The organism is Aeromonas enterica, from assembly GCF_054052465.1.
Genome location: NZ_JBSTYL010000028.1, coordinates 1 through 14408 on the forward strand (window position 1 = coordinate 1; position 14408 = coordinate 14408).

13 protein-coding genes and 1 tRNA gene are annotated in these 14408 nt (G+C 62.7%); 8 read left to right on the forward strand and 6 right to left on the reverse strand.

Translation table 11 applies throughout. From position 1 onward, the window contains the following. The first annotated feature begins 14 nt into the window (after positions 1-14). Positions 15-91 (forward strand) — tRNA-Asp (locus ACW5XD_RS20640). Between the two features lie 143 nt (positions 92-234). Here the strand turns inward: ACW5XD_RS20640 and ACW5XD_RS20645 are convergent. Beyond that, a complete protein-coding gene (locus tag ACW5XD_RS20645; RefSeq protein WP_456496493.1) occupies positions 235-567 on the reverse strand; it encodes a cupin domain-containing protein in 333 nt (110 codons plus the stop codon). Between the two features lie 227 nt (positions 568-794). On the opposite strand from ACW5XD_RS20645, the gene ACW5XD_RS20650 reads away from it, so the two are divergent. From ACW5XD_RS20650 to ACW5XD_RS20670, 5 genes are all read left to right on the forward strand, one after another. Next, the gene (locus ACW5XD_RS20650; protein ID WP_456496494.1) at positions 795-2153 is read left to right on the forward strand and encodes an NCS2 family permease; all 1359 of its coding nucleotides are present in this window, start codon (positions 795-797) and stop codon (positions 2151-2153) included. Positions 2154-2383: 230 nt separating this feature from the next. Continuing rightward, the gene (dhaK, locus tag ACW5XD_RS20655; protein ID WP_456496495.1) at positions 2384-3454 is read left to right on the forward strand and encodes a dihydroxyacetone kinase subunit DhaK; all 1071 of its coding nucleotides are present in this window, start codon (positions 2384-2386) and stop codon (positions 3452-3454) included. 15 nt (positions 3455-3469) lie between these two features. Beyond that, complete coding sequence (dhaL, locus tag ACW5XD_RS20660) at positions 3470-4099, forward strand: dihydroxyacetone kinase subunit DhaL (RefSeq protein WP_456496496.1); 630 nt, start codon at positions 3470-3472, stop codon at positions 4097-4099. Between the two features lies 1 nt (position 4100). Then, positions 4101-4817, forward strand: a complete 717-nt coding sequence (gene dhaM, locus ACW5XD_RS20665) for a dihydroxyacetone kinase phosphoryl donor subunit DhaM (protein WP_456496497.1) — start codon at positions 4101-4103, stop codon at positions 4815-4817. 131 nt (positions 4818-4948) lie between these two features. Further along, complete coding sequence (locus ACW5XD_RS20670; protein WP_456496498.1) at positions 4949-6031, forward strand: glycerol dehydrogenase; 1083 nt, start codon at positions 4949-4951, stop codon at positions 6029-6031. Positions 6032-6123: 92 nt separating this feature from the next. On the opposite strand, the gene dhaR is transcribed toward ACW5XD_RS20670, so the two are convergent. After that, the gene (gene dhaR, locus ACW5XD_RS20675; RefSeq protein ID WP_456496499.1) at positions 6124-8019 is read right to left on the reverse strand and encodes a dihydroxyacetone kinase operon transcriptional regulator DhaR; all 1896 of its coding nucleotides are present in this window, start codon (positions 8017-8019) and stop codon (positions 6124-6126) included. A gap of 67 nt (positions 8020-8086) precedes the next feature. Continuing rightward, positions 8087-8986 carry a LysR family transcriptional regulator gene (locus tag ACW5XD_RS20680; RefSeq protein WP_456496500.1) on the reverse strand — a complete coding sequence of 300 codons (900 nt, stop codon included), beginning with the start codon at positions 8984-8986 and terminating at the stop codon, positions 8087-8089. Positions 8987-9151: 165 nt separating this feature from the next. On the opposite strand from ACW5XD_RS20680, the gene ACW5XD_RS20685 reads away from it, so the two are divergent. Next, positions 9152-10270 carry an agmatine deiminase family protein gene (locus ACW5XD_RS20685; protein WP_456496501.1) on the forward strand — a complete coding sequence of 373 codons (1119 nt, stop codon included), beginning with the start codon at positions 9152-9154 and terminating at the stop codon, positions 10268-10270. A gap of 95 nt (positions 10271-10365) precedes the next feature. On the opposite strand, the gene ACW5XD_RS20690 is transcribed toward ACW5XD_RS20685, so the two are convergent. From ACW5XD_RS20690 to ACW5XD_RS20700, 3 genes are all read right to left on the reverse strand, one after another. Then, complete coding sequence (locus ACW5XD_RS20690) at positions 10366-11070, reverse strand: SDR family oxidoreductase (protein WP_456496502.1); 705 nt, start codon at positions 11068-11070, stop codon at positions 10366-10368. A 261-nt stretch (positions 11071-11331) separates the two neighbouring features. After that, entirely contained in the window at positions 11332-12420 is a 1089-nt protein-coding gene (gene ydiK, locus ACW5XD_RS20695; protein ID WP_456496503.1) for an AI-2E family transporter YdiK, read from the reverse strand. Then, positions 12417-13796 (reverse strand): bifunctional NUDIX hydrolase/phosphatase PAP2 family protein, encoded by a 1380-nt coding sequence (locus ACW5XD_RS20700; protein WP_456496537.1) that lies wholly within the window; start codon positions 13794-13796, stop codon positions 12417-12419. Before ACW5XD_RS20700 ends, ydiK begins: the two co-directional genes overlap by 4 nt. Positions 13797-13991: 195 nt before the next feature. On the opposite strand from ACW5XD_RS20700, the gene ACW5XD_RS20705 reads away from it, so the two are divergent. Beyond that, the gene (locus ACW5XD_RS20705) at positions 13992-14372 is read left to right on the forward strand and encodes a hypothetical protein (protein WP_042873285.1); all 381 of its coding nucleotides are present in this window, start codon (positions 13992-13994) and stop codon (positions 14370-14372) included. Positions 14373-14408 lie beyond the last annotated feature (36 nt).

Genomic DNA, 14408 nt, shown 5'->3' on the forward strand with positions numbered 1-14408 from the left:
GCTAACCAGACAGCGGAGCGGTAGTTCAGTTGGTTAGAATACCGGCCTGTCACGCCGGGGGTCGCGGGTTCGAGTCCCGTCCGCTCCGCCAGTAAATTGAAAGGCCTTCCCAACCGGGAAGGCCTTTTTGCTTTTCTGATACCTCAAGTTCACCTGCTCAACTATGCCCATTTTCCCTTTGCTGTATCAATTCAACCTCGTTCAAGGGCCCTTGCCGTCCCTTTCTTATCAACCTCAATAAAACACGCAGAGCCAGACTGTGGTCACGTCGGGATGAGTCCACTCTACCCTGTGTTTCTGACGGGCGGGAATATTGATGTGATCGCCTGGGCCCAGTTGTACCGATTGTTGCTCCTGAGTCTGTGGATCGATGAACAACAGGCTGGCCTCTCCTTGCACGACTAGGATCCACTCATGTTCATCCTGATCGTACCACTCTCCCGGTGCTGTCTGATGGCCGTGGGAGAGAATGCGCTCGATCCGTAGGTGGTTGGTGCTGACCAGATCCTGAAAGAGTTCGGTAGGCAGTGGCGAGGGAATATCGTTCAACAGATTGCGCGTGTGCATGGGTCATCTCCCGTCTTGCAGTGCGAATGGTTCTCTGCAGTATAGAGGCGTGCCCCGTGGATGCAGGTGAGATCAGCAGCAAGCTGGTATGTAAATTCGTGCCCGAACGAGAACAATTCCTGCCATTTTGATGAAAAAATCAGGGAATTCACTGCAATTTCGACAAATTCTTGCTATTTTGCGCGCCACGAAAGCAAACGATTTCCTTCACACTTTCAGGACAAGTTATGGCAAAGCAAGATATGGCCGCCCAATCAGGGAACGGCGGCTTTTTGGACTCTTATTTTTCCATTTCCGCGCGCGGCAGTAGTGTGCGCCAGGAGCTGTTGGCCGGGTTGACCACCTTTTTGGCCATGGTCTACAGCATCATAGTGGTGCCGAACATGCTGGGCGCTGCCGGCTTTGAGCAGGGGCCCGTCTTCGTGGCCACCTGTTTGATCGCCGCCTTTGGCTCCCTGCTGATGGGGCTCTGGGCCAAGTTGCCGATGGCCATTGGTTGCGCCATCTCCCTCACCGCCTTTACTGCCTTCAGCCTGGTACTGGGTCAGGGGCTGAGCATACCAGTCGCCCTCGGCGCCATCTTCCTGATGGGGGTACTGTTTACCCTTATCAGTATCACAGGCGTGCGCCAGTGGATCCTGGACAACCTGCCCTCCGGTATCGCCCACGGCACCGGCATTGGTATCGGTCTGTTCCTGCTGCTGATCGCCACCAACGGCGTCGGCATGGTGATCAAGAACGAAGGGGCCGGTCTGCTGGTTCAACTGGGTGACGTGACCTCCTTCCCCGTCATCATGACGGTGCTGGGTCTGGCCGCCATCTTCGGTCTGGAGCGCCGCAAAGTGCCGGGCGGCATCCTGATGGTGATCATTGCCATCTCCATCCTCGGCCTCATGTTCGACCCGAAAGTGACCTGGCAGGGCTTCTTTGCCATGCCGAGCCTGACCGGCGAGAAGGGCTCTCTGGTTGGCAGCATGGATCTGCTAGGCGCCCTCAACCCTGTGGTCATCCCCACAGTGCTGGCGCTGGTAATGACAGCCGTCTTTGACGCCACCGGCACAATCCGTGCCGTGGCGGGCCAGGCCGGGCTCATCAATGAGCGTGGCCACATCATCAGCGGTGGCAAGGCGCTGACTGCCGACTCCGTCAGCAGCATGGTGGCTGGCGTCGTGGGCGGGGCTCCGGCTGCCGTCTATATCGAATCCGCCGCCGGCACCGCAGCCGGTGGCAAGACGGGTCTGACCGCAGCCCTGGTCGGCCTGCTGTTCTTGCTGATGATCTTCCTCTCCCCGCTCAGCTATCTGGTGCCGGCTTACGCCACTGCGCCGGCGCTGATGTACGTCGGCCTGCTGATGCTGGGCAACGTCACCAAGCTGGACTTCAGCGATTCGGTCGATGCGCTGGCCGGCATGCTGTGTGCCGTCTTCATCGTACTCACCTGCAACATAGTGACCGGCATCATGCTGGGCTTCGTGGCGCTGGTCGTGGGTCGTCTGTTTGCCGCCGAATGGAAGAAACTCAACGTCGGCACTGTCATCATTGCCGTGGCACTGGTGGTCTTCTATGCCGGGGGCTGGGCCATCTAAGGCTGCCGGTTAACGAGAAGGGCTCCTGCGGGGGCCCTTTTCATGGCTGTGAGGCCGCCTGCAGTTTTCCTCTCGTTTGCCTTGCACGGTTTCATATTGAAACATCAATGACTCTTCTCCTGTTTCAAATCCGAACCGAACAGGCCGTCATTTTTCTCCCGCTTTATCCCGTTAGACTGGCTCCATCAACCATTTGCCCACCCGTGCGGTGGCAAGCCAAGGAGTGAGCCATGAAGAAACTGATCAATGCCGTCGATGCGGTGGTCCGTGAACAACTGATGGGGATGGCTGCCGCCCACCCTGAGCTCAAGGTCCGTATCGAGCCCCACTACATCACCCGCGCCGACGCCCCCGTGATGGGCAAGGTGGCGCTGGTCTCCGGCGGTGGCAGCGGCCACGAGCCGATGCACGGCGGTCTGGTGGGCAAAGGAATGCTGGATGGCGCCTGCCCCGGCGAGATTTTTACCTCCCCAACCCCGGATCAGATGTACGAGTGCGGTCAGGCCGTTGATGGCGGTGCGGGCGTGCTGTTTCTGGTGAAGAACTACACCGGCGACGTGCTCAACTTCGAGACCGCAGTCGAGCTGCTGCATGGCGACGGGATCAAAGTAGGCTTCTCGCTGATCGATGACGACGTGGCGGTCAAAGACAGCCTCTATACCGCGGGTCGCCGTGGCGTCGCCACCACAGTGCTGTGCGAAAAACTGGTGGGCGCCGCAGCCGAAGCCGGCTACGACCTGGCTCGTTGCGAGGCGCTGGCCCGTCGTATCAACAACCAGAGCCGCACCATAGGTGTCGCCATGCACGCTTGTACCGTGCCTGCTGCCGGCAAACCCTCCTTCACCCTGGCGGATAACGAGATGGAGTTTGGTGTGGGCATCCACGGTGAGCCCGGCATAGCGCGCCGCCCCTTCACCGATCTCGATACCCTGGTGGGCGACATGTTCAGCGAACTGGCTGACAACACCCCCTATGGCCGCACCCTGCGCCACTGGGACAGAGCCTCCGGCAGCTGGCAGGAAGAGCACACCTTTATCGAGCAGCTCAACAAGGGTGATAGGGTTATCGCGCTGGTCAACAGCCTGGGTGGCACCCCGATTTCAGAACTGTACGGTGTCTATGGTCGCCTCGCGGTCCTGTGTGAAGAGGCAGGCATCCATCTGGTGCGCAACCTGATTGGTCCCTACTGCACCTCCCTCGACATGACTGGCATCTCCATCACCCTGCTCAAGGTTGATGATGAATTGATGACCCTGTGGGATGCTCCCGTTCATACACCTGCCCTGCGTCGTGGCTGCTAAGGAGCCCTCATTCTCATGCTAAGCAAACATCAAATCGTCAACTGGCTGCTCGACTGCGAGCACATCTTCACCGAGCAGCGTGACTATCTCACTGCGCTGGATACCGACATCGGCGATGGCGACCATGGTCTCAACATGCAGCGTGGCTTCGTCAAAGTTGCCGAGAAGCTGCCAGCGGTGGCGGACAAGGATATTGGCCAGGTGCTGAAAACCACCGGCATGACACTGCTCTCCTCGGTTGGCGGTGCCAGCGGCCCGCTCTACGGCACCTTCTTCATTCGGGCTGCAGCCAGCACGGACGCCTGCCAGAGTTTGTCTCTGGAACAGCTTGGCAAAATGTTGAGTGATGGCATTGAGGGGATCGTCTCTCGCGGTCGAGCCGAGCCAGGCGACAAGACCATGTGCGACGCCTGGTGGCCCGCGCTGACCGCCCTGCAACAGGCGCAGCAGCAGGCGCTGCCGTTGCCCGAGGCGCTGGACAAGGCGGTGGCAGCCGCTGCGGCTGGCACCGAGGCCACCATACAGATGCAGGCCCGCAAGGGGCGGGCCAGCTATCTGGGCGAGCGCAGCATCGGCCATCAGGATGCCGGGGCCACCTCGACCCTGTTGCTACTGACCGCCCTGCGTGACAGAGCGAGGTTATGACATGATCGGAATCGTAGTTGTCTCTCACAGCGCCATGTTGGCGGCCGGATTGAAAGCGCTGGCCGACCAGCTGGGTAGCCAGGCTCGCCTGCTGCTGGCGGCCGGGGTCGATGACCCCGACCACCCCATCGGCACAGATGCCATCGCCGTGATGAGTGCGATTGAAGAAGCGGACGACGGCAGCGGCGTGCTGGTACTGATGGATTTGGGCAGTGCCCTGCTCAGCGCCGAAACCGCCCTCGAACTGCTGCCCCCCGAGCTGAGTGCCCGGGTGCGGCTCTGCCCGGCCCCGCTGGTCGAGGGTACTCTGGCCGCCGTGGTGGCGGCCGGTTCCGGTATGAGCCTCGACGAGGTGGCAGCCGAAGCGCTCAGCTCCCTGGGCCTGAAGCAGGCGATGCTGCCTGCCACCGCAGAGCTGGCAGCCACTGACACCGCACCGGTAGCCGACGAGGGCTGGTTGCGCTGCGAGGTGGTGGTCGACAACCCCCATGGCCTGCATGTGCGCCCCGCCGCCCGGCTGGTGGCGGCCCTCAAGCCCTTTGCCGCCGAACTGAAACTGCAAAAGGGAGATAAAGAGGCCAATCCCCGCAGCCTGACCCGGCTCGCCATGCTCAACGTGCGTCACGGGGAGAGTCTCACCCTGCTGGCCCGTGGCGTGGATGCCGACGCCGCCCTGACCTGTTTCAAACAGCTGGCCCTTGAGCGCTTCGGCGACTGATCGCCGCTCGCCAGCCTGTTTCAAGGCGCGGCACCGGCTCGATGGGCAGGTTGACGTGCCACTCAAGACGAAGGGTTCCCCGGCATGGCCGCCCCTTCGCCCCATTCTTAAAGAAAAGAGAGGGATAGAAAATGGACCGTATCATCATCAGCCCCAGCAAATATGTACAAGGGAACGGGGCCCTCGCCAACATAGGCAACTACGTCAAGGCACTCGGCGCCAAGCCGCTCGTCCTGGCGGACGCCTTCGTCACCAAGCTGGTCGGTGACACCGTGGCTACCAGCTTCCATGAGGCAGGTATCCAGCCCGAATTTGACTGCTTCAATGGCGAGTGTTCTCGTCCCGAGATCGACCGGCTGCGGGCTCGCTGCAACCAGACGCCGTTTGACGTCGTCATCGGCATCGGCGGCGGCAAGACGCTGGATACCGCCAAGTCGGTTGCCTTCTATCAGAAGGTGCCTGTGGTCATAGTGCCGACCATTGCCTCCACCGATGCTCCCACCAGTGCGCTGGCGGTCATCTACACCCCGGAAGGGCAATTCAGTGAATACCTGATGATCCCGACCAACCCCGATATGGTCATCATGGATACCGGCGTGGTCGCCCGTGCACCGGTGCGGCTGCTGGTTTCCGGCATGGGGGATGCGCTCTCCACCTATTTCGAAGCGCGTGCCAACAAAGTCTCCGGCTGCAAGACCATGGCCGGTGGCGCCTCTACCCTGGCGGCCCAGGCCATCGCCGAACTCTGCTACAAGACTCTGCTGGCCGATGGCTACAAGGCCAAGCTGGCGGTGGAGCAGGGGCTCTGCACCAAGGCGGTGGAGAACATCATCGAGGCCAACACCTATCTGAGCGGTATCGGCTTCGAGAGCAGCGGGCTGGCTGCCGCCCACGCCGTTCACAACGGCTTGACTCAGCTCACCGAGTGTCATCACCTCTATCACGGCGAGAAAGTGGCGTTCGGTACCCTGGTGCAGCTGGTGTTGGAGAATGCGCCCATGGCGGAGATCGACACCGTGCTGGCCTTCTGCCGCGCGATCGGCCTGCCGACCAACCTGCACATGATGGGAGTCAAGGAGCTGGACATGGCGCGTCTGATGGAGGTGGCCAAGGCTTCCACCGCCGAGGGGGAGACCATCCACAACATGCCGTTCAGGGTCACCGCCGAGGATGTGCTGGCGGCCATCGTCACCGCCCACCAGCTAGGGTTGTAACCGCATCGCTCATTACTTTGCATATAAAACGGCCCCGCAACTGCGGGGCCGTTTCATTTTCGCGGGCCGGTTGGCGACAATTCGGGTCAGCGTCAGCCGTGATAGTCGGCGGGATCTATACCAAGCAGCTTCAGCCGTCGCCAGAGGGTGGTGCGGCTGATGCCCAGATGCTGGGCCATCTGGCTCACCTGCCCCTTGCAGGCGTGAGCGCAGCGCAAGATGGCTTGACGCTCCAGCTCGGCCAGGGTGAGCAGCGGTTGCCCCACCACCTCGTTTTCCACCAGCCGATAACCGTGCCGAATGGCGGCGGGCAGTGCCTCCGGCGGGATCAGCTCATGACTCGAGTGAAGCAGGGCATATTCAACCGCGCTGCGCAGTTCCCCCAGATTGCCGGGCCAGGGGTAGGCGAGCAGGCAGTCGAGGGCCGCCGGACTGAACTGGCGCACCGGCTCGCGTCCCTGCGCCGCCAGCTGCTGGCTGATGAGGGCTGGCAAGTCGGCGCCGCGCTCCCGCAGTCCCGGCAGCCAGAGCTCGCATGCCTGCAGGGCGTAGAGCAGCTGGCGCCCAAACTGTCCCTCCTGCACCCGTTGCTCCAGCGCCGCGCTGCTGGTCGCTATGATCCGCACCTTCAGCGGCAGGATGCGGGCCGAGTCGAAGCGCTGGATGCGGCCTGTCTTTAGCAGTTGCAGCAGCGCCGCCTGCATAGGGGCACAGAGACACTCCACCTGCTCCAGCACGAGTGTGCCGCCGTGAGCCAGTTCGAACTTGCCTGCTCGCTCCTGTCCCGCCTCGTCGGAACCCATCAGCTCCAGCGCCATCCGATCGTTCGGCAGCGCCTGACAGTTGAGGGTAATAAGCGGCCCGGCAGCCTGTTCGCTGGCGAAGTGAATGGCCTCCGCCAGCTGGGCCTTGCCTACCTCCTCCTCTCCACGCAGCAACATGGGGCCCTGGCTGCGTGCCGCCTGGCGGGCATGGCGCAGCAGCTTGCGCATGGCGCTCGATTCGCCCACCAGGGCGGAGAGGTCGGGCACCGCCTGGCGCAGCTGATTGATGGCCCTGAGCCTGTCCAGCGGGTGCAGCAGGGCGATGAAGCCGACCCCGTCCGGGCCGGGCAGTGGCTTGAGGCTTATCAGCGCATTGATGAACTCGCCGGCACGCTCCAGCGTCACTTCCACGTGACTCAGTGGTGTTTGGCCCCGGATGGCAAGTTGCAAGCGTTGGGGCAACAGCAGATGCTGTTCCAGCGGCTGGCCGAGGCAGAGAGCGGGATCGAGTCGCAGCCGACTGGCCGCGAGCCCGTTGAGGTAGCGCAGCCTGCCCTGCGGATCCCAGGCCAGCACACCGTCATCCATGCCATCGAGCAGGGCGTAGAGCTCGCTCAGATGGTGCTGGGACTCCTGCATCAGGGTCTCCATCTGCAGCAGATGGGCCAGCTCGCGACCGGCGCTGACGGTGAGCGCCAGATCCCCCGTCGTTGCCTCTTCCACCTTGCAGACCAGCGCCATGATGGCGACCTGACGGCCATTGCTGTTGTAGACCGGACTGGCGCAGCTGTGCCAGGGGTGGAGGGTCTGGTTGAAGTGCTGGGCGCCGCTGATGCAGAGGGGTATCCCTTCCAGCGCCGCCAGATTGATGGCATTGGTGCCGATGCGCCCCTCGCTGAAGAAGGCGCCGAGCCCAAAGCCCAGCGCCTCCAGTTCTGCCAGTGTCTCGCGATGGCCGGTGCGGGCCAGCAGGCAGCCGCTCTCATCGGTGAGCAGCAGGGCGCAAGGGCGCCCCTCCATAAATTCGTAGAGATCTTCGAGGGCCATCTCGCCGGTGGTGAGCAGATCCCGCTTGCGTTGGCGCAGGCTCTGCAGGGTCTGCCCCTTGGCGCTATGGGGTGGATGCCAGAGGATCTGGCTGGTCTGGTGGGCACAGCGCAGCCAGGAGGCCTGCAGATAATCGGGCCAGGGCTGGAGCGGCTGGAGGTGAGATGGCGTGGTCACAGCTATGTCCGGCAAAAGGAGAAGCCGTCATTTAACCATGCTCCCCCCGCAGATTCAGTGACCTGCCTCAGAGGGTGGCAACCCCGTCTTCATCCCGGTCAGGTTCACCATCGGCAAATTGCTGATCGAGCCAGTGGCAGAAGGCGCGGCACTCAGGCATCGCCTCGCTCTCCTGATGCACCAGCAGATTCCACTGCGGTCCCTTGACCCGACGGGCGGAGAGCGGCAACAGCTGCCCCTGCTGGCGAGCGGGACGGGAGAGCAGTTCGCTCACCAGCGCTACGCCGAGTCCGGCACTGGCCGCCTCCAGCAGCAGACCGGGATCGGAGAAATTGAGTCCCCGAGTTTGCAGCTGCAGATCCTCTCCTCCTTTTAGCGTCCAGTGATGCCAATCCAGTTCCCGCTCACCGTGCAGCGTGGTGCGCTCCGTCACAGGCTGCGCCAGCACGGTGGAGGTGGCGACCGGCAGCAAGCGATCCGCCACCATTTGCTGATGGCGACACTCGGCCTGCGGCCCGAGATCCCAGCGCAGGGCGAGATCGATGCTCTGCTCGACCATATCGGGCTCTTCGTCGCTGGTGAACAGCCAGAGATCGATGTCGGGATGCTGGCGATGAAACTCCCCCAGTCGGGGCAGCAGCCAGTGGCGGGCGATGGCGGTGCTGGTGTTGAGCACCAGCTGGTTCGGTTTGCGGTACTGCTCCAGCCGCTGGATCCCCACCGCCAGCTGCAACAGCACGCTCTGGATGGTCTCCAGCAGATCCTGCCCCGCATCGGTCAGAACGACCGAGCGCCCCTGCCGGTGAAACAGCGGCTGGCCGAGCAGTTCCTCCAGCGAGCGGATCTGCTGGCTGATGGCGGATTGGGTCAGGTGCAGTTCCTGCGCCGCCTGATGAAAACTGCCCAGTCTGGCCGCTGCCTCAAAGCCCCGCAGCACATTGAGCGGGGGCCAGTGTTTGAACATCATTGATTAGCTCCGCTTATCACTTATGCCGAAAATCGATCGTTTGTCCGCCATCCTCGCGGCGGCTAGTCTATTACTCAGCGTGATCTGATTAACAGCGTTTGTTTTGTTCCTCTTTCTGTTCCCCCGGCCTCTCAGGTGGGAGCCCGTTTTCACAGGAGTTATCTCATGTCATCCCGTCGCCATGTTCTGAAACAGCTGGCCGCCCTCGGCGCATTGGCCGGGCTGGGCGCGCTGCCAAGGGCCAATGCCGCCGCAACCGTCGCCAGCCCGGCCGATGCCCGCTTCTACATGCCGGAGGAGTCGACATTTCAGACCCGGGTCTGGGTCGCTTTTGCCGCCAGCGCCGATATCTGGGGCCGTGATTACAAGGAGGTGCAGGCCACCATAGGGCGGCTGGTTCAGGCCATGACGCCCTATACCGAGGTGAGCGTGCTTTGCCGGAAGGAGGAAGAGGCGCTGGCCCGCCAGCTCTGCGGCGAGCAGAACACCCGCTTCGTCATTGCCGCGCTGGACGACATCTGGCTGCGGGATACCGGCGGCGTCTTCGTCCAGAACGAGGAGGGGGAGCTGGGGCTGGTGAATTTCAACTTCAACGGCTGGGGCGACAAGCAGGAGCACCAGCAGGATGCTGGCGTGGCCGAACTGGTGAGCCGGCAGGCGGATGCTCACTATCTGCAAAGCAAGCTGACTGGCGAAGGAGGCGGCATCGAGGTGGATGGCAACGGCACCGCCATCATGACCGAGAGCTGCTGGCTCAACAGCAACCGCAACCCAGGGGTGAGCAAGGTGCAACTGGAGGCGGAGCTCAAAGCCAATCTGGGCGTGCGCAAAATCATCTGGCTGCCGGGCGTCAGGGGCAAGGACATCACGGATGCCCACGTCGACTTTTACGCCCGCTTCGTGCGCCCCGGGGTGGTGGTGGTCAATCTGGACAACGACCCGGAATCCCACGACTACGAGGTGACTCGCCGGCACCTGGCCATCCTCAAGCAGGCCACCGATGCGGACGGCAACAAGCTGGAGCTGCATATCCTGCCACCACCGCTCGATGGACGGGACAACCGCTTCAGCCGCAGCCGGGATTTTGCCGCCGGTTATATCAACTATCTGCCCATCAATGACGCCGTGATCGTCCCCGAGTTTGGCGACAAGGCGGCAGATCGCTACTGCCATGATCTGCTGGCCCGTCTCTACCCCGGCCGAAAAATCGTACAGATAAACATTGATCCGGTGGCCGCCGGGGGCGGCGGCATTCACTGCATCACTCTGCACCAACCAGCCTGAACCTCCTCTATCGACTCATGACCCGGGGCGTTGCGACGCCCCATGTCAACAAGCGTGTCCGCCCGGGTGGCGAGATGGTCAGGCCGCCGATAACCTCAGATCCCTGTCATGCCGATCTCGTCGAGCTGGACATGGGCACCCTGGCGCAGGGTGTAGAGCACGGCCTCGGCCAGATCCTCGACCTGCAACCAGCCGGGTTTGCGATCGCCCGGGCAGGTTGGTGGCGGCACCTGCACCAGACCGGGACAGAGGGTGTGCACCCGAATGCCCTGGTGCTGGACCTCTTCCCGCAGCGCCTTGGCAAACCCCAGCACGGCAAACTTGGCGGCGCAGTAGACGCTGGCCCTGGCATAGCCATTTTTGGCGGCCTGGGAGGCGATGTTGATGATGGTACCGTGCTGATGGGCCAGCATGTCCGGCAGGCAGGACTGGGTCAGCAGAAAGCTGCCCTTGGCGCAGGTGTTCATCACCCTGTCCCATTCGGATTCCGGCAGGTCCTGCACCAGATGGTCGCTGCCGACCCCGCTGTTGTTGATCAGCAGATCGATGGGGCCGAGCAGGGCCTTGGCCTGGGCGTGCTGGGCTCGTACCTGGGCGCTGTCGCAGATATCCAGCACCAGCGGCAGGACTCTCACACCGTACTGTGCGCTGAGGCGTGCCGCTTCTCGCTCCAGCAAGGGCTGGCGACGAGAAGCCAGCACCAGTTCGATCCCCTGCGCGGCCAGCGCCTCGGCGATAGCCAGCCCTATGCCACTGGCGCCACCGCTGATCAGGGCGCGTTTTGCTCTCAATTCGTTCATGTCGTGTACCTCCTGAGTGAACCCGCATTGTGTCGGTATGAGCCAGGGGAGAGTAGAGGAGGGAGGCGGCGGATTCGTACCTTGGTTCGGATTTTGGCGTTCAGATTCGAACCCTGGTTCGATGATGGGGATGGTGCCGCGGCCGGCGCCTTGTCAGCCATGGCCTCGCTGCCGCTCATGGCTGAGGCATGGAGACGATCCACTGACTGAAGCCAATAAAAACGCCGCCCGGTGGGCGGCGTTTTTGGCGGATGAAGTGGTTCAATCGGCCTTGAGGATCGTGGCCGGCGTTATGACGGCAACTTGCTCGCCCTCCCGGATCCAGGCATCCAGCAGGGTATACCCCACCGCCAGTACGACCGGGCCGATGAAGAGACCGATGATCCCCATCGCCAGCAAGCCGCCGATAACCCCCACCAGAATGAGGATCAGCGGCAGATCGGCACCACGCTTGATGAGGAAGGGGCGCAGGAAGTTGTCCATGGTGCCCGCCAGCAGCGACCAGACCAGCAGGAAGGTGCCCCAGGTGGTGTCGCCGCTCCAGTAGAGGTAGCCGACACAGGCCAGCAGCACGGGAAAGGGACCGATCTGGGCCACGATCAGCAGGAACATCACCACCACCAGGATCATGGTGTAGGGGATGCCGGCAATCAGCAGGCCGACCCCGGCTACCGAGGATTGCACCAGGGCGGTCACCACCACCCCCATGGCCACGGCGCGGATCGCCTGGGAGGCCAGCACGGTCGCGTTGTCACCGCGCTCCCCCGCCAGGCGGTGGGCGAAGCGGCGGATCCCGTCAGCTGCCTTCTCACCCGAGTGGTAGAGCAGGCCGCAAATGGCAACGGTCAGCAAGAAGTGGACGAACAGCAAACCCAGATTGCCGGCCTGGGAGGCGAGCCAGCGGGCGGTCTGGCCAAAATAGGGGGCCAGCTTGGTAAACAGCACCTGACCACCGCTCGCCAGGATCTGCTGCCAGAACTCATACAGCTTGGTGCCTACCAGCGGGATCTGCTGCAGCCAGAGCAACTCGGGCGGCGGTGAATGGCTGATGGTGGTGCCGAGATCGATCAGCATGGGCGCCTTCTCTGCCAGGTTGGCCAGCGCCATGAACAGCGGGATGACGAAGATCAGCAGCAGAATGCTGGTCATCAACAGTGCGGCCAGGGCGCGCTTGCCCCACAACAGGCGCTGGGCCATCCGCATCAGCGGCCAGGTGGCGATGGTGATCATGGTGGCCCACACCAGTGCGGGCAGGAAGGGGCGCAGTACCATAAAGCACGAGATGATGAGGATGCTGAGAAACAGTACCCCCAGAGTTATCTTGGCCAAATCCACTTTTTTCATATTCATAGCAATCCCTTGTCGGGGCCGGAGCCCTTGGGTAGCGGGTCAGAGTTCATGAGTGAGAGTATCCACCAGAGGCCGGCGCTCAACCAGAGCCCCAGGCAACAATAGAGTAGCCACTGGCCGAGCAGGATGAGCCAGGAGCTGGTCAGCCAGAATGGCAGCGCCCACAGCAGTACCCCGAGGAGCAGGCCGCCGAACAGGGTGATCGCCAGGGTGTGCCAGGGTTTTCGCCGCTCCCTCGACAATGGCAGCGGCATGCCGAGGGTCAAACCCAGACTGAACATGGCCAGGCCTGCCAGCACCGAGGATTGGTTCCACCAGGCGGCCAGTGCGTAGGCGAGGGTAAGTCCGGCCCAGCTCCACGTCCTGATCGCCATGCCGGAGAAGCTGGGATGGATCGCCAGCATCAGACCGCCCAGCAGCAGTCCCGCCGCCACATCAGACAGGAAGTGGACGCCGAGCCAGACCCGGGCCAACCCGGTCAGAGCCGCCAGCAGCAGTGCCAGCACGGCGCCGCGCCAGACGCCGGAGGGCCAGTACCACCTGAGCAGCAGGCCCCAAAACAGCAACGCCGAGGCGGCGTGACCGCTTGGCATGCCAAACCCCTGTGCACTCCCTTGCGCCAGCGCGGGATCGAGATGAAAGGGTCTGGGCCAGCCGAAGCCCTCTTTGACTAGCTGGACCAGCAGGGTGAGAGTCAGCATGGCCAGCAACAGTTGACGCAGACGGGGCCAGCCCAGCAGTGGCAGCAGCAAAGGTAGCAGGGCAAGCTGAAAGGCGGCTGAACCAAACAGATTGCTGGCGTCGAGCCAGGGCGCACTGGTCCCGATCCAGCCCTGCAAGCGTTGTATCAGCGGGACTTCCATCCGGTGCAGGGCATGGCCTTCGCCGCTGAAATCCGGCAGCCACAGCACTGGGCTGTCGGGGATGTCGGCCAGCCGGGGGGCCAGCCAGTCGAGCTGCGCCGGAAAGCGGCGCTGTGCATCAGGCAGCCGGGATGGTGCTATCAGCCTGGCGTTGAGGATCTCGCCGCCCAGATTGGGCGCCTGCAGCAGGGAGACGAAGCCCGAGTCTGTCTGCGCCCGGATGGGCTCCAGGGTCTGGCAGGCAAACAGGACGGCGCGCTGCCATGGCCCCAGCTCGGCGATGATCCGGCCTCGCAGGCCGGTCTCTTCAAACAGCTCGCGCAGCGCTGCCTGTCGGGGGGTCTCTCCTGCATCTATGTAACCGCCGGTCAGGCTGTAGCGGGAGGAAACCCTGTCCTGCACCAGCAGCAGCTGTTGCTGATGCTTGACCACGCAGACGGCCGCCGTGGGGGCGGCCGCGACCGGCAATGTCAGCAGCAGGGTGCAAAGCAGTAAAAAACAGGAGCGGAACATGGTGCCTGAGAGTTGGAGGACTATGGGCGCAAGGGTCACAGAAATCAGATAGTTGGGCAATGGTTTCCTGCCTGGGGTCCACCGGATGGCGGGGTTGGCTCTGGCCCAGCCTGCGGACAAGGATTGCCCTGTGGTGAGGCAGTCCCTAGTATTGGCAGCTATGTTATTTTCATGCAGCAAACCTTGGGACCTTCCATGAAACAGTTTGGTTTTTTTCTGGGCATCGCCATCGGCGTCATCCTGATCCTGTTCGGCAGCATAGTCATCTTCCAGGCCCTGCCCGCCGCCCTGGACGTGCTGGAGATGCCGAGTCGCATCCCGTTCGTGCGCGAGGTCTACACCTGGTTGATGACCAGCGCCAGCGGCCTCACCGGTCAGCTGGAGCAGAACTTCCTGGAGGCGTTCCAGACGGTACTCAAGCTGATACTGCTCATCACCTTCATGTGGGTCTGCGTCAAGCTGGTCAACATGGGCGTGCTGATCATCCGTGCCGGGGTGGATCTCATCCGTACCGCCATCGAGCACAGCGAGAGCGCCCAGACCAAGAAGTCCGAGCACGACAACCACTTCCAGTAAGCAGACGACGCCATGAAACAGGCCACCCCGGGGTGG

Excerpts from the sequence above, each read along its gene's own strand:
- ACW5XD_RS20680 (WP_456496500.1), bottom strand. The coding sequence starts at position 8,986 with ATGATGTTCAAACACTGGCCCCCGCTCAATGTGCTGCGGGGCTTTGAG.
- ACW5XD_RS20670 (WP_456496498.1), top strand. The coding sequence starts at position 4,949 with ATGGACCGTATCATCATCAGCCCCAGCAAATATGTACAAGGGAACGGG.
- dhaM (WP_456496497.1), top strand. The coding sequence starts at position 4,101 with ATGATCGGAATCGTAGTTGTCTCTCACAGCGCCATGTTGGCGGCCGGA.
- ACW5XD_RS20700 (WP_456496537.1), bottom strand. The coding sequence starts at position 13,796 with ATGTTCCGCTCCTGTTTTTTACTGCTTTGCACCCTGCTGCTGACATTG.
- dhaK (WP_456496495.1), top strand. The coding sequence starts at position 2,384 with ATGAAGAAACTGATCAATGCCGTCGATGCGGTGGTCCGTGAACAACTG.
- ACW5XD_RS20650 (WP_456496494.1), top strand. The coding sequence starts at position 795 with ATGGCAAAGCAAGATATGGCCGCCCAATCAGGGAACGGCGGCTTTTTG.
- ACW5XD_RS20685 (WP_456496501.1), top strand. The coding sequence starts at position 9,152 with ATGTCATCCCGTCGCCATGTTCTGAAACAGCTGGCCGCCCTCGGCGCA.
- ACW5XD_RS20645 (WP_456496493.1), bottom strand. The coding sequence starts at position 567 with ATGCACACGCGCAATCTGTTGAACGATATTCCCTCGCCACTGCCTACC.
- ACW5XD_RS20690 (WP_456496502.1), bottom strand. The coding sequence starts at position 11,070 with ATGAACGAATTGAGAGCAAAACGCGCCCTGATCAGCGGTGGCGCCAGT.
- ACW5XD_RS20705 (WP_042873285.1), top strand. The coding sequence starts at position 13,992 with ATGAAACAGTTTGGTTTTTTTCTGGGCATCGCCATCGGCGTCATCCTG.
- dhaL (WP_456496496.1), top strand. The coding sequence starts at position 3,470 with ATGCTAAGCAAACATCAAATCGTCAACTGGCTGCTCGACTGCGAGCAC.
- ydiK (WP_456496503.1), bottom strand. The coding sequence starts at position 12,420 with ATGAATATGAAAAAAGTGGATTTGGCCAAGATAACTCTGGGGGTACTG.